Source organism: Rhizobium sp. NPDC092011, from assembly GCF_044756305.1.
Taxonomy (GTDB): domain Bacteria; phylum Pseudomonadota; class Alphaproteobacteria; order Rhizobiales; family Rhizobiaceae; genus Rhizobium.
The window spans coordinates 846,049-862,228 of the sequence record NZ_JBIVSO010000001.1 but is presented as its reverse complement, the minus strand read 5'-3'; the positions used below and the strand labels follow the sequence as shown (position 1 = coordinate 862,228).

At 59.6% G+C, this 16,180-nt stretch carries 15 protein-coding genes; 4 read left to right on the top strand and 11 right to left on the bottom strand.

Going from position 1 to position 16,180, the window contains the following annotated elements; translation table 11 throughout:
* Position 1 precedes the first annotated feature (1 nt).
* From ACIQJ2_RS04105 to ACIQJ2_RS04095, 3 genes are read right to left on the bottom strand one after another with little or no spacing between them, the layout of a single operon-like run.
* Complete coding sequence (locus ACIQJ2_RS04105; RefSeq protein WP_400665491.1) at positions 2-1,078, bottom strand: ABC transporter ATP-binding protein; 1,077 nt, start codon at positions 1,076-1,078, stop codon at positions 2-4.
* Positions 1,079-1,080: 2 nt separating this feature from the next.
* Positions 1,081-2,244 (bottom strand): N-acetylglucosamine-6-phosphate deacetylase, encoded by a 1,164-nt coding sequence (locus tag ACIQJ2_RS04100; protein ID WP_400665493.1) that lies wholly within the window; start codon positions 2,242-2,244, stop codon positions 1,081-1,083.
* Complete coding sequence (locus ACIQJ2_RS04095) at positions 2,241-3,020, bottom strand: 6-phosphogluconolactonase (protein WP_400665495.1); 780 nt, start codon at positions 3,018-3,020, stop codon at positions 2,241-2,243. The genes ACIQJ2_RS04100 and ACIQJ2_RS04095 overlap by 4 nt, the downstream gene beginning before the upstream one ends.
* A gap of 206 nt (positions 3,021-3,226) precedes the next feature.
* Between ACIQJ2_RS04095 and ACIQJ2_RS04090 the strand changes: the two genes are divergently transcribed.
* Genes ACIQJ2_RS04090 through ACIQJ2_RS04080 form a run of 3 tightly spaced genes read left to right on the top strand, consistent with a single transcriptional unit; the run spans position 3,227 to position 6,301 of the window.
* Entirely contained in the window at positions 3,227-4,264 is a 1,038-nt protein-coding gene (locus ACIQJ2_RS04090) for a Gfo/Idh/MocA family protein (protein ID WP_400665497.1), read from the top strand.
* The gene (locus ACIQJ2_RS04085) at positions 4,264-5,256 is read left to right on the top strand and encodes a Gfo/Idh/MocA family protein (protein ID WP_400746445.1); all 993 of its coding nucleotides are present in this window, start codon (positions 4,264-4,266) and stop codon (positions 5,254-5,256) included. The genes ACIQJ2_RS04090 and ACIQJ2_RS04085 overlap by 1 nt, the downstream gene beginning before the upstream one ends.
* Entirely contained in the window at positions 5,222-6,301 is a 1,080-nt protein-coding gene (locus ACIQJ2_RS04080) for a LacI family DNA-binding transcriptional regulator (RefSeq protein ID WP_400665501.1), read from the top strand. Before ACIQJ2_RS04085 ends, ACIQJ2_RS04080 begins: the two co-directional genes overlap by 35 nt.
* Here ACIQJ2_RS04080 and aphA read toward each other — a convergent pair.
* The 8 genes from aphA to ACIQJ2_RS04040 form a co-directional block, all read right to left on the bottom strand.
* Positions 6,282-6,968 carry an acid phosphatase AphA gene (aphA, locus tag ACIQJ2_RS04075; RefSeq protein WP_400665503.1) on the bottom strand — a complete coding sequence of 229 codons (687 nt, stop codon included), beginning with the start codon at positions 6,966-6,968 and terminating at the stop codon, positions 6,282-6,284. The genes ACIQJ2_RS04080 and aphA overlap by 20 nt on opposite strands.
* 189 nt (positions 6,969-7,157) lie before the next feature.
* A complete protein-coding gene (locus tag ACIQJ2_RS04070; RefSeq protein WP_400665505.1) occupies positions 7,158-7,793 on the bottom strand; it encodes a hypothetical protein in 636 nt (211 codons plus the stop codon).
* Positions 7,786-8,919: a gluconeogenesis factor YvcK family protein gene (locus tag ACIQJ2_RS04065; RefSeq protein WP_400665507.1), complete on the bottom strand. Its 1,134-nt coding sequence runs from the start codon at positions 8,917-8,919 to the stop codon at positions 7,786-7,788. The genes ACIQJ2_RS04070 and ACIQJ2_RS04065 overlap by 8 nt, the downstream gene beginning before the upstream one ends.
* Before the next feature lie 227 nt (positions 8,920-9,146).
* Complete coding sequence (locus tag ACIQJ2_RS04060; protein WP_400665509.1) at positions 9,147-9,914, bottom strand: amino acid ABC transporter ATP-binding protein; 768 nt, start codon at positions 9,912-9,914, stop codon at positions 9,147-9,149.
* The gene (locus ACIQJ2_RS04055) at positions 9,911-10,570 is read right to left on the bottom strand and encodes an amino acid ABC transporter permease (protein ID WP_184703600.1); all 660 of its coding nucleotides are present in this window, start codon (positions 10,568-10,570) and stop codon (positions 9,911-9,913) included. Before ACIQJ2_RS04055 ends, ACIQJ2_RS04060 begins: the two co-directional genes overlap by 4 nt.
* A 10-nt stretch (positions 10,571-10,580) precedes the next feature.
* Positions 10,581-11,228: an amino acid ABC transporter permease gene (locus ACIQJ2_RS04050; RefSeq protein ID WP_199143216.1), complete on the bottom strand. Its 648-nt coding sequence runs from the start codon at positions 11,226-11,228 to the stop codon at positions 10,581-10,583.
* A gap of 65 nt (positions 11,229-11,293) precedes the next feature.
* Positions 11,294-12,082 carry an ABC transporter substrate-binding protein gene (locus ACIQJ2_RS04045; protein WP_199143218.1) on the bottom strand — a complete coding sequence of 263 codons (789 nt, stop codon included), beginning with the start codon at positions 12,080-12,082 and terminating at the stop codon, positions 11,294-11,296.
* Between the two features lie 361 nt (positions 12,083-12,443).
* Positions 12,444-15,491: an aminotransferase class III-fold pyridoxal phosphate-dependent enzyme gene (locus ACIQJ2_RS04040; RefSeq protein ID WP_400665512.1), complete on the bottom strand. Its 3,048-nt coding sequence runs from the start codon at positions 15,489-15,491 to the stop codon at positions 12,444-12,446.
* Between the two features lie 160 nt (positions 15,492-15,651).
* On the opposite strand from ACIQJ2_RS04040, the gene ACIQJ2_RS04035 reads away from it, so the two are divergent.
* Positions 15,652-16,092 (top strand): Lrp/AsnC family transcriptional regulator, encoded by a 441-nt coding sequence (locus tag ACIQJ2_RS04035; RefSeq protein WP_184703596.1) that lies wholly within the window; start codon positions 15,652-15,654, stop codon positions 16,090-16,092.
* The last annotated feature ends 88 nt before the right edge of the window (positions 16,093-16,180 follow it).

Sequence of the window (16,180 nt, the reverse complement as noted above, 5' to 3'; positions counted from 1 at the left end):
ATTATTGGATATTGTCCGGCACCCTTGCGCCGGTTGCCTTGTCGAACAGATGCGCGCCGGCGGCCGAGAGCTTCAAACTCAGCGCCGTACCGGGCTTGTCGGCTAGGCGCTCCCGAATGACGGCGACGATTTCCTCACCGCCAAGCGTCAGGCTCACATGGCTTTCCGCGCCGGTCGGCTCGACCGAAACAAGCGTCGCCGTCACGGCGGACGGATCGGCGGGGTCGCAAAGTTCCAGCGCCTCGGGACGAATGCCGAGCAGCAACCCTCCGGCGGGTCGGGGCAAGTTTTGCGGAAGCGGGATGGCGGTGCCGTCCTGCGTAATGAAGGCGGATCCCGTAATGCTACCCGCCAGGATATTCATCGACGGGGAGCCGATGAAGCCGGCAACGAAGACATTGGCCGGGCGATCGTAAAGCTCCAGCGGCGAGCCGATCTGTTCGACCACGCCACCCTGCATGACAACGATCCTGTCCGCCATGGTCAGCGCTTCCACCTGATCGTGGGTGACATAGATCATCGTATTGCCAAGGCGGCGATGCAGGGACCTGATCTCCGAGCGCATTTTCACGCGCAGCTTGGCATCGAGATTGGACAGCGGTTCGTCGAACAGGAAGACTTTCGGCTTGCGCACGATCGCACGCCCCATGGCGACACGCTGGCGCTGCCCGCCGGAAAGCTGCTTCGGATAGCGCTTGAGATGATCGCTCAGGCCGAGGGTGGCTGCCGCCGCCTCCACCTCCCTGCGGATCTGATCCGCCGGAGCCCGACGCAGTTTCATAGAGAAAGCCATGTTGTCGTGCACGGTCATGTGCGGATAGAGCGCATAGTTCTGGAAAACCATCGCGATATCGCGGTCCTTGGAATCGACCTCGTTGATCACCCGTCCGTCGATCAGGATTTCCCCATCGGAGACGTCCTCCAATCCGGCGATCATGCGCAGCAAGGTAGACTTGCCGCAGCCCGATGGTCCGACGAGCACGACGAACTCACCATCCTCCATGGTGATTTCCAGATCGCGCAACGCATGAAAGTCGCCGTAATGTTTATGCAGTTTGCGGATTTCGACGCGTGCCATGCTTATTCCCCTGGTGTCTTCTTGGGCGAAGCGGCAAAGTCCGCTCCCGATACCGTTGCACACAGACGCAAGTGACGATCTCCCGGCACCCAATGGAAAGCGATGAAATCGGCTGCCGCGCCCTCGACGAAGCCCGTTTCCAGACCAAGCGCCCTCGCCGGGTTGACCGCCGCCATGGTGACCGCATCGCCGAGGCTGAAGCCTTCGAGGCTTGCTGCCAGAGCAACGCCATCGGCAAGCGGCGTCGCGGCGCCTGCAAGCGTCGCCATTCCCACCATCGACAGGCGTCCATCAGCCGACAGCTCGACGTCACCGCCGATGGGCTGGCGATAGCGGCCAGGCGCCATTCCGGCGAGCGCAACCATATCGCTGACGAGGATCGACCGCTCCACGCCTTTTGCTCTCAGCATCGCGGTCAGCGTTTCGCGATCGAGATGATGGCCATCGGCGATGAACATCGCCTGCAACTTCAAATTTGCCAGTTGCGCCCATAGGAGATTGGGGTGGCGGGGCAGTGTCGAGGCAATGCCGTTGCCGAGATGCGTGCTGAAGCCTGCACCGGCCTGCGCAGCCCTGGCGATGTCAGTCGTGTCGGCCGCGGAGTGCCCAATGGAGACAAGGCATCCTCCTGCGCGGGCGTGGCGAATGAAGGCATCCGCGCCTTCTGCAGCCGGGCACAGCGTTACCAATTTAACCAGATTGCCGGATGCCTGCTGCCATTGGTCGAACTCGTCGCATGAGGGTTCGCGGACATGGTCACGCGGATGCGCACCACGCGCGCCGTCCTGCGACGAGATGAACGGCCCCTCGACATGGATGCCGGGTATCATGCCGGCGAGCCAGGCATGCTTCCGGCGCGCACCGGCAATAACGGAAAGCGCGTTGCAGATCGCCTCGCGAGAAGCCGTGATCACGGTCGGCAGAAAGGCCCTGACGCCCTGTTCCCGCATTCCCTTTGCAACAGCACAAACTGTTTCTTCGTCGATATCGGCACGGTTGAAGTCATGACCGCCCCATCCGTTGACCTGCAGATCAACCAGGCCAGGCGCCAGCCAGGGAAGGTCTTCACCGTTCGAGCCTTCCAGCTTCTTGACGGCGGCAATCCGGCCGTCACTCACGGTCAGCTCAAGGATATCTCCTGATATGGCGTGCCGTCCGACGATCATGCCGCTCTCCGAAAGACGTCGGGCGTGGAAGCCTCATCGAGATAGAGCACGGCTTGCGGATGTCGCCGTAAAATACTGGCCGGGCAATCCTCGGTGATCGGCCCAGTCAGCATCCGTGTGACCGCGATCTTCTTCAGCGCACCGGGGACGACGGAAATCACTCGCCCGGCCGACAGCAGAGCGGGGATCGTTACGGTAATTGCCTGTTGCGGCACATCGGCCAGACTTGCGAAACATTCGTCCTCCACCTGCTGGAGGCGGCAGTCCTCAGCGAGCGTGACGACCTTGACGCTCTGCCGATCCTCGAAACGGGCGTCCGGCGGGTCGTTGAAGGCAAGATGTCCGTTCATGCCGACGCCGAGACAAACGAGATCGAGCGGCTCTTCCGCAAGCCTTCCGGCATAGTCGGCCGCGCAGGCCTCCGGCGAAGAAAAGCCATGGGGCTCGATACGGTGGATTTTTCCAAACGGGACCAGCGTAAAGAGATGGCGATCCAACCAGTTGGCGAAACGCGCTGCATGATCAATGCCCAGGCCGATATATTCATCCATGTGAAACGCCGTGATCCGGCTCCAGTCGATATCCGCAGCATTGCGCAAAAGCGCGAGCGTATCCTGCTGGCTCGGAGCAGCCGCGAACATGACGCTCACGCGCGTCTTTCTAGCAAGAAGGTCGCGCAAGGCCGCGGCCAAATCGCGGCTTGCCGCTTCCGCCATTTCGTCGCGGGACGAATAGCTTTGGGTGGCGAGACGATCTGTGTGCCATGCAAGCGGCATTTGCTGTGCTCCCTGTGTCGTTGCTTCAAGCTATTTGCAACCGATTGCATAAGTCAATAGGCCAAATATCGACTTCTTAAGATTAGCATTACAGTGATGACGCAGAAGTCGCTGCCTTTTATGCTGTCTACGTTCGAATCCTCTTGCAATCCGTATGAAAGCGGTTGCATAAATGTGCAACAAAGTCGGCACCAAGGGAGATAGATGTGACGGCAATCAAAGTCGGATTGGTTGGGCCGGGAACGATCGGCAGGGTGCATCGCGACGCGATCGCGGCCGTGGAAGGAATGGTGCTGACCGCCGTGGCCGGAGGGACTGCGGAGGAATTGGCAGCATTCGGGACGTTACCCGATGTGCAATTCTTCGACGACGCATCGACCATGATCGGCGATGCCGATCTGGATGCAATTGTCATTGCGACCCCGAGCGGCTCCCACTATGTCCCCGCCCGTGCCGCGCTCGACAAGGGCTTGCATGTCGTTGTCGAAAAGCCGCTTGCGGTCGATCTCGAAGAGGCAATCGACCTTTATCGCCGCTCCATCGCCGCTGATCTCGTTTGCTCGACCATGTCCCAACGACGGTTGGAAGCCCAACATCAGGACATTCATCGCCGCTTGCATGCAGGCAAACTCGGCCGGCCTATCGCCATCGAAGGTCAGGTCTACTGGCATCGCGCCGACGCATATTACGATGAAAAGCCATGGCGTAAGCTTGATGCGCAGGGCGGCGGATCGCTCTTCAACCAGGGCATTCACACGCTCGACCTGATGCTTTGGCTCTTCGGCCCCGTCGCCAGCGTCACGGCAGAGGCCACGAACATGGCCGGACGCGCAGGTGGCAGCGAGGATTTCTGCCAGGCAATCCTTCTCTTCGAAAACGGTGCGCGCGGCACGCTCGTTACCAGCACGGCGACACCTCCCGGCCGGCCGGCGGCTCTCATGTTGTTCACCGATCAAGGGCACGTGGCACTCAATCACACCGATGTCGTCGACTGGAGCTTTCCCGGCCAGCCCTTGCCGACCGCCGCGGATTCCTCGATCAAGAGCGCGGCCGGGAGCCAGGTCGGTATCGGCATTCGCGGCCACGTCGATCAATGGGAGGATGTCAGGGACGCCATTCTCGGCAACCGCCTCGCGCAGATCACTTTCCGCGACGGTCTTGAAGCAGTGCGCGTGATCACCGCCATCTATCGTTCCGCCGAGACCGGCCGGCGGGTCGCAATGAGTGAAATCGGAGGCGCATGATGCCCATCAAGAAGCTCGCAATCCTCGGCGCCGCCCATGGCCACATCAGCTATGTGACCGACGCGCTTGCCACGCGCTCGGACGTCGAGCTGGTCGCTCTTGCCGATCACGATGAGGCGCGGCGGGCCAGCTATGGCGGGAAGCTTGGCGTTCCCGGCTATGCCGACATGACGTCGCTGCTTGAGCGGCATGATGTCGATGCGGCTGCCGTGATCGCCGAACCCGGACTTCGTGCCGGGCTGATCGAAGCCTGCCTGGAACGGGGGCTTGTCGTCATTGCCGATAAGCCCTTGGCTTTGACCGTGGAAGAGGTGGACAGGATCGCCAAGGCTGATAATGGCCGCAACCGTGTGGCCCTGATGCTGGAGAAGCGCTTCTATCCTGTCACGCGCAAAGCGCGAGAGCTTTTCCTTGGTGGTGAAATCGGCGATCTGGTCGCCATCACCTCTACAGGCCCGCATAAGCTGCTGCCATCGGCAAGACCCGCCTGGTTTTTCGACCCCGCGCTCTATGGCAGTATCGTGAACGATCTCGCTGTTCACGACATCGATCTTGTCCTATGGCTGACGGGCGCACGTTCGGGCCGCGTCAGTGGTTGGAAAAGTCCCGACCATCCCAAGCAATACGCGGGATTTGCTCTGGCCGGCCGTGCGCTGCTGACATTGGAGACTGGTTTGCAGGCTGTGATCGACATGGATTGGAGGCAGCCCGAGGCCGCAGCAAGGCACGGCGATTACGCCATGCGCCTCGTCGGCACGCGCGGGCGAATGGATATTCTCTTCGGGGAAGGCCGCCTTCTTGTCGAGACCGACAACCGGAGCCTTTGGGAACCGGATCTACCTGCCGCGATCGGCCCTGCAGACGACGCCCTCGACGCATTGACGGGCAAGGCACCCTTACAGGTTTCGACCGCGGAGGCTCTTCTGGCGAGCCGCATCGCGGCTCTCGCCGCCGCAAGTGCCGAAGAGGGAGGGCACGACTATCGCTGGTAAGAGGGATCCGAAGACGAGGGTAAAGCCGACGCTGGATGAGATCGCCGAGCGTGCCAATACGTCCCGCTCGACGGTGTCGCGCGCGTTCAGCCGGCCGGACCTGCTTAATCCGAAGACCGTCGCACAGATCCTCGCGATCGCCGAGGAGATCGGCTATCGGCCAAACAATATGGCCCGCGCGCTATCGACAGGCCGGACAGGCAATATCGGCCTGCTCGTGCCCGATATCGCCAATCCGTTCTTTCCGCCGCTCATCAAGGCGATCCAGAGTCAGGCCGATGCGCTCGGACTCTGCCTGTTTCTCGGTTCCTCCGGCGAAAGCGGTGCCCGGGAAAACACGCTCTTCGAGCGGCTTGCCGGGCAGACCGACGGGATTATTCTGGCATCGACGCGCCTGAGCGAGGCGCAGGTTAGGACCCATGCCGCTCGCCATCCCATCACACTGATCAATCGCGATATGGTCGGTCTGCCGCGCGTGCTGATCGATACGCAGGCGGCAGTGATGGAAGCTGTCGGCTTCCTGGCCGAGAACGGCCACCGCCACATCGCCTATCTCTCAGGCCCGAAAGAATCCTGGTCCAATCAGCAGCGTATGGAGGCGGCGACCGAGGCATGCAGTCGGACGGAGATGCGCCTTTCGATCATCCCCCTATCCGAACCGAGCTTCGAGGGTGGCGAAGCGGCGGCCGAGCAAGCCGTCGCGGCCGGCGTGACTGCAATCCTGGCGTTCGACGATCTGACGGCCCAAGGGGCGCATGCACGGCTCTCGGCCCTGGGGGTCGCGATCCCCAGGGATATAAGCCTTATCGGATGCGATGACGCTTTGCCCGCCATGACCTACCCTGCTCTTTCGACCTTAAGCGGCCTTTCGCAGGAGGCCGGACGGCATGCCTTGAAGCTTCTCTGCGACGCCATCGAACACAGGGACGGTTCGCAAGACATGAAGGTCGTTCTGGGCGCTCGCTTCATACTCCGTGACACAGCCGGCCCGGCTCGATCTGAGCCAGGGGCCGACCCAATCCCGGTCAACGATCGGAATCGATGATCACTTCTTCGCCGAAGGCTCCGTTCTTCGGCATGGGCTTATAGGTCGTGTTGGATGCGCGAAGCACGCGGATCGGGCGAGCCCCAACCTCCATGGCCTGACGCATGTCGCCATCGGCATCGCCATAGTAGATCTTCACTCCATGTTCCCGCAGGAATGCGGTTTTGGTACTGTCGCCAGCCGTGAAGACCACAGGATTGATCGTGTCCATCTTGAAATCGCGCTTGATCGTCTCGGTCAGCCGCTCGCCCGGGCTCTTGGTCCGGCCTGTGATGAAATAAATCGTGTCGCCGCGTTTCGTATGCATCGCAATCAGCTTGGCGGCGACCTCTTTCGGCAGCGAATAATTCATGTCGCAATTGGCGTTGATGTCGGCCCAGAATGCATCGTTCTTCAGATAATCGTAGCTGCCTGGCGAATATTTCTGCTGGCCGTAGAAAAAGCAGGGGCTGGAAAACAGGACGGTATCGTCGATATCGAAACCAACCGTCATAGGAGCATGGCCTTCCAGAGACTTTTCGATCTGCTCGACACTCACCCAATGAATCGGATCGCGATGCGTCAAGGCGTCCTGTGTCACGCCGGCAAAGGCTGCCTCCTCGGCAAAGGCAGGCTGGGCGCCTAGAAGCGCCGCGATGATGATGAGGCAAGGCGAAAAGCGTGTCATCCAGTCTCTCCGTTCCGTATTTTGTATGTCACATAACTGTCATAAAACTGTCACAGTTAAGCCGACTGCAAAGATAGCCGCAAGGACGAGGTGGCCGTTTTCGGTGGATATGTCCGCAGTCGCGCCGACGAGCCACGACGCCGCAGGCTTCCATCAGAGGCGGGACGCTCTGGCGGCGAGATCGGCTTCTCAGGATTTTGCGGTCTTGGCGCCCGGGTGAAAATCCCTCTGATGTCGGAGTGGCACATCGCCGAACAGACCGAAGGCCTGAACGACCATGCCGGTCGGTATGTCGAGGTTTCTCGCGATGCCGCTGCCTTTCAAGACCCCACCACGCTTGTCCGGATCCAGTTCACGATAGGAACCGCCTCCCCCCAATCGACATTGCTGGACACGGATGGGCCCAAGAACCTGGGCGCCGTCCCCAAGTTGCGCATCCTTTGCGATCGATCCACCACCATTGAGCCGCGCATTGTCTCCAACGGCGATTACGTCTCCTTCGTTGTCGGCGATGAACGTAAACCCACCCTCCTGGCCGATGTCGCAGTTTGATCCTATGGAGATCGAACCTGACTGTGCCACGACGCGCGTCCCACTATGGAGGACCGTCGACGATCCGACGGAAACCGAGCCGGCCTCCCCGACCATGATCGTGACATTGGGCCAGAGGAAGACGCCTGCCGCAAGCTCGGCCCGGTTCGACACCAAAGTCGAGAATGGATCAATAACAGTAACTCCGCGGGCACGGAGCGCAAGCACGCCTTCAACCGTCAGGAATCCCTGAAGATGCCGAGTTTCGTCGATACTGGCGATCAACTCATGCATGCCCGGATGCACCCCCGGCCGACATGATCTTCAGCAAGCTGGCTGCAACCGCCTCGCCGTCGTGCTGACCGCGGTTCCAGGCATCTTCGAACTCATCGCGGACCAACACCGGCTGGGCTTTCTTCGACAGTCCATCCGACAGGTACGGGAATTCGCCGATCGTTTTCTCGAAGGGAAACAGCACCCGGTTGGCCAGAACGTGAGAAAACAAGCCGGAAGAGGCGCCATGTCGGCGCCAGTGGTGATCGAACGCCGACGATACACCCGCCAATGTCAGGCCGATCGTCTCGCGGCACTGGAGAATATTGCCGATGAGCACTTTGGGGCAGAGCGCCTGCTCGACTGCCGCGATGACCCCATTCACGAGAAGATGCGGAATGACGCTCGTATAGACGCTCCCTGGCCCAAAGGCGATAAGGTCCGCCCGCGCTATCGCGTCGAGGACGGCGGGGTTCGCCATCGGCCGGTCGCCACTCGCGCGATCAAGCTCGACCTCGGCGATCCCGACCTTGGCATCCGCTTTCGCCATTGTCGTAATGGCATCCTGCGGTATGACCGTTCTGCCATCCTTCAAGGTGGCTGAAAGCACGAGATCGCGGTCAACGGACGACGGCCAGACATTCCCGTTGATGCCACACAGCTTTCGAAACACGAAAATCGCCGTGTTGACATCGCCATTATGGGCAAGACACGCGCCGGTCAGGATGAAATTGCCGATGCTTCCATGCCTGAAATCGAAATCCTCGCCAACCGCCGAAGCGAATGTATTGAGATAGTTCAAGATTGCGCCGTGGAGGCCAGGCTCCATCCTTTCAAGCAGCGGATGGCCGCCCTTGGCATAGAACAGGAATTCGTTGCGGGCATCTTCCAGACCGAGATTTGCTGAAATTCGGGCGTTGCAGATCTTCACCACATCGCCGGCACATCCCTCTCCATGAGCCATCGTCATCAAGGCCTGCCTGATGTCACCGACGGAAAGGATGCCGAGTTGCTCGCGAATAACCTTGGAGCTGCCACCGCTATCCCAAGCGGGCACGATGCGCGTGACCTCGACGCCGCTTCGAGACAAAGCGATGTTGATCGAACGGCAAGCGCTCCCACCGGAAAACAAGACAACTCTTTTCATGCCCACTCCCAGAGTATGTCCGCATTTCTTCGAAACGCGAAAACGCTCTATCCATTTGTTTCAGGCAATTCCGGACGGAAAACCGCTGCGCACTTTTCCTGGAATTGCATCATCAATCTGAAGTGGAGACTATCGTGCGGCAACGATCCGCAAAAGAGCGCGGATCGTCACAAATCCTGACATGGATGATATAAATGCGTTTCCAAGCCGATCAGGCCGGATGCATCCTACCGATCATGAAGATGCTTCTTCAGGAACGATCGGGTTCGGTCATGGACAGGGTTTTGCAGGATCTGCTGCGGCGCACCTTCCTCAACGACCACACCGCCATCCATGAAGACGATACGATCGGCCACTTCGCCGGCAAAACGCATTTCGTGGGTGACGATCAGCATCGTCATGTGCTCGGCGGCCAGCTGCTTCATGACGGCATTGACTTCGTCGACGAGCTCAGGATCGAGCGCCGATGTCGCCTCGTCGAAGAGCATCACCTTCGGCTGCATGGCCAGCGCGCGCGCAATCGCGACACGCTGCTTCTGGCCGCCGGACAGCCGCGATGGATAGGCGTCGACCTTGTCGGCGAGCCCCACCTTGGACAGGAGTTCCATCGCCAGTTCACGAGCCGCCTGCTTCGTCAGCCCCTTGAGCTTGACGGGGCCGAGCGTGATGTTCTCAAGGACGGTCAAGTGCGGAAACAGATTGAAATGCTGAAATACCATGCCCATCTGCTGGCGCACCGCATTGATGTGCCGTTCGAAAGCATTTCCCTTCAGCGCGCGATTGACCAGCTCGCCATCGAGCCAGACCTCGCCGCCGTTCAGCACTTCGAGGTGATTGATCGACCGCAGAAGCGTGCTCTTGCCCGAACCGCTCGGACCGATGATGGCGATGATCTGCCCGCGGGAGACCGACAGATCGATCCCCTTGAGCACTTCGAGCGCCCCATATGCCTTGCGGGCCCCCTTGACTTCGACCATGGGCTTTGCGGCGCTCATCGTGACATCTCCACCTTGTTTTCAAGAAATTGCAGTCCGGCTTCGAGGACGAGGTTTGCCACGTAGTAAATACCTGCAATGGTTAGATAAAATTCGAAGGGCGTATAGGTTTCGCTGATGGCGATCTGGGCGCTATAAACAAGTTCGGCGATACCAATGATGGATACGAGCGAGGTGTCCTTGAGAAGCACGATCAGATTGTTTCCGATCGGCGCTATTGTCTTGCGGAGCGCCTGCGGCACGATGATGTAACGCTGCGCCTGACCGCGACTGAGGCCGATGGAGCGCGCGCCTTCCATCTGTCCGGGATCGACCGACAGAATGCCGGCGCGGAAGACATCGGCGTTGTAGACGGCGAAATGCAGGCTGAGGCCGATGATGCCGGCGCCAACTGCCGGAATATCGATGCCGATCTGCACGAGCCCATAATAGATCAGGTACAATTGCAGCAGCAGCGGCGTCCCCATGAAAAGCCAGGTGAGGAACCGTATGGGAAAGGCCGTTATCGGAGGCGCGTAGAGGACGATGAGGGCGAAAGCAATGCCGAACACAAGGCTGACGACGCTCGAACAGACGAACATGATAAGCGTCCACCAGAGACCGGTCATCAGAAGACCGAAATAGGGCGTTACGACGCTAAAATCGAGATTTTGCATATGGGCATCCTCACCTTGGCGCGAAATGCAGATCAAGGCGATCGACAAGGAAGCGAACCGCGTAGACCATTACGATGTAAATCGCGGCGGACACGGTAAAGATTTCGAAGGGCTTGTAGGTCGAGCTGATAAAGCGCTGAGCGGTGTAGGTAAGTTCGATGACTGAGATCGTGGAGACCAGGGCCGAGCCTTTGATCAATGCAACAGCATTCACGCCGAGCGGCCTTATCATCAGACGTGCCGCCTGCGGCAGTGTCACCAGCCACAAGGTCTGGGCGCGACCGAAACCGATCGAACGTGCAGCTTCGGCCTGACCACGATCGACATTGATGATGGCACCGCGAATGGACTCTGCCATGTAGGCGCCGATGTTGAGGGCAAGACCGATGACCCCGGCCGAATAAGGCTCAAGCTCCAGTCCGATTTGTGGTCCGCCGAAGTAGAGGACGAACAGTTGCACGAGACAGGGCGTACCCCGAAACACACTAACATAAGCCCGCGAAAACCATCGAGCGACGAAGAAATCCGACAGCCGACCCGCTACCAGGATAACTGCGATGCAGAAGCCAAGCAGGATAGCGAGGACGGAAATACTCAATGTCACCCACGCGGCCTCCAGAAAAAACGGGAGGACGCGCTGCATTAGCGCCAAATCCATAGAAACGCTCCGAAAAGTCATAGTGAATGGGCCGGAGACATATCCGACCCACACCGAAATGCCAGTTAGCGAATATCGCTACCGATCCATTTCATCGAGATCTTTTCATAGGCGCCGTCGGCGAGCATCTCTTCGAGAACCTTCTGCATCTTTGCCTTCAGCTCCGGATTGTTCTTCCGGATCGCAATGCCGAGGGCGACGCGACCGCCTTCGATGTTCGGCGTATCGAGAATGCGGACCTTCTGTCCGGTCTCCTTGACGGCCACCATGACTGGAACGCTGTCCATCACGAGAGCATTGATGCGCCCGGCCTCAAGATCGACCAGCATTTCGGGAAGGCCCTTGTAGGAGCGAACAGTCAGGTTGCCCTGAGCTTTTGCCCACTTTTCATGCGCGTCTCCGAGCGTAACACCAACGATCTTGCCGTTGAGGTCTTCCAGCTTCTGGATGGAGGAGTCGGCCTTCACCACGATCGCTCTGCCGGCGTGATAGTAAGGGCCGACGAAGTCCACGGCCTTTTCGCGCTCCGGCGTGATGGTCATCGACGCGACGACAGCATCGTACTTCTTCGCCAGGAGGCCTGCGATGATCCCGTCAAAGGGCGTCGTGATGATCTTGGCCTTGAGGCCCATGCGCTCGGCGATAGCCTCGCCGATCGAGGCATCGAAGCCGACGACCTGGTTCTGATCGTTCGTGAAACTGAACGGAGGATACTGGCCGCTCATGGCGACGCGCAGTTCGCCCGAGTCCTTCAGGGTCGCCAGCTCGTCAGCGCGAGCATGCGTTAGGGAAAATGTTGCCGTGATCGCAACGGCGGCCGCAGCGATCAGATTTGTAAGCTTGTGCTTGAACACGTCAGTTTCCTCTGTTGGTATTTTGTTTCGTTTTGTCGGTTTCCCAGCAACCTTCACCGCCAGAGTTTTGCATAGCCATTTTGGGCAAGCACCAAGCAAGGTGTCAGCGTACCTGACACATTGCCGGAATTGACCGACATTATGTCGCCCGACGATTTTCCCCGTGCCAGCACCTGCAGCACGAAGACGGAGACCGGGGTAAGAATCATATCGCTGCGGGCGTTGATGAGACCGATCGCATTGGCTGCAACGATTGTCGAAAATCGCGCGCATATGCCGATTGAAACGCAAAAGGCCGCACCCCCGACCATTTCTGGAGCGGGAGTGCGGCCCTTTCAGCGGCCTGCCGATGCGCTATGAACTACTTCAATGCGGCCTCGAAGCTCGCACCCAGGACATCGAGCAGATGATCGGCATTTGCCCGGTCAAAGATCATGGACGGGCGCATCTTCAGGACGTTGTCGTGTGGCCCTTCGGTTCCCATCAGAATACCGCGTGCTCTCGCACCGTCATTGATCTTCCGGGCAAGGTCCGTCGCGGGCGCTTTGGTCTTGCGGTCGGTGACCAGTTCGATCCCGAGGAAGAGGCCAAGGCCACGCACATCGCCGATAATGTCGAACCGCGCCTGCATCTTGCGGAAACCATCGAGCAGGTAGTTGCCGACATTGAAGGCATTCTCGCGCAGCTTGTCTCGCTCGATCACATCAAGAACCGCCAACCCCACGGCGCAGGACACGGGATTGCCGGCAAAGGTGTTGAAATACTCCATGCCGTTGTTGAAGCTGTCTGCAAGCTCCCGTGTCGTGACGATCGCGGACATCGGGTGGCCGTTTCCGATCGGCTTGCCCATGGACACAACGTCCGGAACCACGCCCTGGGTTTCGAAAGCCCACCAATGGCTGCCGACGCGGCCGAAGCCGACCTGCACTTCGTCGGCAAGGCAGAGACCGCCCGCCGCACGGACCATGGCATAGACTTCTTTCAGATACCCATCCGGAAAGAAGACCTGGCCGGCGACGCTCGGGATCGATTCAGCCATGAAGAATGCGGGAGCCCGCCCCTTCTTGCGCATGCTTTCGATCTGTTCGGCAACGCTTTCGGCAAAACGCTTGCCATGTTCCTCCGCTGGCCATTCTTCCGGGGCGCGATAGCTATCCGGGATGATGGCCTCGTGGACATGATCCGGACGCCCTTTGCCGCCCTTGCGCTTGTACTTGTAGGGGCTGAGATCGATCAGCTCCTGCGTCGTGCCGTGATAGGCCCAGTCGACGACGATCGCGTCGTTGCGTCCGGTGTGATTGCGCGCCATGCGAAGCATCAAGCTGTTTGCCTCGCTTCCCGAGCAGGCAAAGGATGCAACCGACAGGCCCTCAGGCAATGTCGCGGTCAGCCGCTCGGCATATTCGACGATATTGTCGTGCAGGTAGCGCGTGTTGGTATTGAGCAGCCCCGCCTGACGAGACAGCGCCTCGACGACGTCGGGATGCGCGTGTCCGAGATGGCAGACATTGTTGAAGCAATCGAGATAGGCCCTGCCGTAATTGTCGATCAGCCAGACACCATCGCCACGAACAAACTTGATCGGCTCGGAATAGGAGATGGAAAGATTGGGCAGCAGCAATTCCTTGCGCTTGGCGATCAATTCCTCTCTCGTGCGACCATCCTGAGAGAAAGTTTCGGGCGGCAGACCGGCAAGAGCCGACGCGTCCGGGAAAAGCTCGGCCCAGACGTCGAGATAGGCGGATTCACCGACGCCCAGGATCTCCGTCGCCGTCAGCGCGGTGTCAGTCGAAATCTGGAAGTGCAGATGAGGAGTCCAGCCGCCGTTCTCATGAATATCGCCCATATAACCGACAAGATCACCGGCTTCCAGGCGTTGTCCGGGCTTCAGCCGACCAAGTGCCTCATGGGCCATGTGCCCCCAAAGCGTGACAAAGGGCGGGCAGCCTTCGGGAGCATGCTCGAGCGAGATAAGGCCGCCATAACCAAGCGGCTCGTGCTCGATCTCGACACTCCTCACGGTGCCGGCCACCGGCGCATAGAGAGGCGTCCCGGCCGGCATGAACAGGTCGACGCCGAGATGATGGATGCGGCGCTGGCCCTCGATGAAGCGCGATACAAAGGCCTTGTCCGTATAGACGGTTCTTTTCTCACCCCAGGAACCAACGCCGAGTTCTATCTTGTGCTGCTCGGCATAATCAGTCCACCATTGGGTCGCTTCCTCGGGGCGCTGCTCGGCCGAGGCCACGGTCATCACATGCGACGCGTCGCCATAGGGTACGATCGCCTTGCTCATTGTGGCGGCCGCCGGACGGACGATACCGGCAAAGCTCTTGCCGTTGTCGGAAATCCAGCGACGGATCGCGCCGGCTCCGTCGACCGCATCGAAACCGCATGCCTTGCGCAGAACGGCCGTGGCAAATCGCGGATTCATGGCATCCATCTTCTCAAGCAGACGCCAGGCAGGCGCCTCGCTGATCGCCAGATAGGGATTGTCGTCGGTCTGGTCGTGACGGGAAGCGGAGAAGGTGACGCTCGTCACCAGACGCATGGCGATGAGGTCGAAGAGGATGTCAATTTCTTCGGCTTGCAGCGGATATTTCTCGTGGAAGCCGGCAGCGAGAGCCGCGGCCGCACTGATCGGATCCTCCATGTCAAGGATCGAATAGGCGCAGGCAATGGCCACTTCTGCTATGAGAACGGTGTGGACGGCATCGCCGAAATCGATAACACCCGAAATTCTCTGATGGTTGTGCTCGTCGACCAGCACATTCCAGTCATTGGCATCATTGTGGATGACCTGTGCGCGCAACCGCGAAAGCTTGGGCTCCACGAGAGTTTCGAAACGCTCGATGAAGCGCTCAAGAAGCGCGCTCTTCTCGGCGTCGCGGACAAAATGCAGGCGAGACCGTGCGCGCGCCGCATGACGCAGATCCCAATCCAGTTCGCGCAGGGCGCCTGGATGAATGAAGCCCTGCAGCGCCCGATCAAGTTCCCCGAGCGAACGGCCGAGGCTGCGCATCAGATCGAAGGTCCTGCCGACCTCGGCAAGCGGCGTCCCGGCCAGCCAGCCGACCAGACGCAAGGCGTGCACTTCGCCATTCGGGGCCGTCGTGGAGGCCAGAAAGTCGCCGGACAGACTGGGCTTCAGATGCGGAACCACGAGCTCCGAATCGGCACTCGCAAGATGATTGAGAAGAGCGGTCTGAAACTCGCTTTCAACCCTCGGCTCGCTGGAGTTGACGATCTTCAGGATCCAGCCGGCGTCGGTGTCGGTTTTCAGTCGATAGTTGCGGTCACGCTCGCTGTCGAGTGGCGAGGCCTTTGCCGGGACGCCGAATATTTCCTTGGCAAGCCTCTCGGCATCGCCTGCGGACAGTTGAGGAGCCGGATGGGAGAGATCAGTCATAGTTGTTGTTTTTCCAAGCTATTTTTCTTTCCGATAGCTTGGCACGCAATCGGTTTTCAGGCATCAAGTATCCTGCCGGATCAAGCAAGTATCCTGTCGGATCGAACCGGCACACTGTCGGAATAAGCCGACAGATGTCCGGCCTCAAAGCGAGAAGACCATGCGTGACCTTGACGCCAAAGATCGGGAAATACTCGAAATCCTGTCGAGGGAAGCACGCATCGCGGTTAAAGCCCTGGCCGGGCGGATCGGACTGTCGAGAAGCGCAACGAGCGAACGCGTCACCAACCTCGAGCGCAGCGGCGTCATCCGAGGCTATCGCGCCGACATCGGCGAGATCGACGCCAATGTTATAAGAGCGATCCTTCTCGTCAGCCTCAAGCGCACGCCGGCGCTCCATCTGCTTGATCTGCTTGCAAGACACACAGAGGTGAAGCGCGTTTCTTCGGTGAGCGGTCAACTCGACCTGGTCGTCGAGCTGGAGGCAGCATCGATCAACGACCTCAATCAGGTCCGCGACTTGATCGCCAGCCACGAAACCGTCGAGGACATCACGACGGCTGTCGTGCTTCGGCGGGATATCGACCGAGAATCGCGCTAATTCAGGAGCAGGACAACGTCTCCGTGTAAGGCTTCGTAGGCCTGACGAGCCGATCTGCATATAGCTCACGACCAAGTCGCGCAGCCAG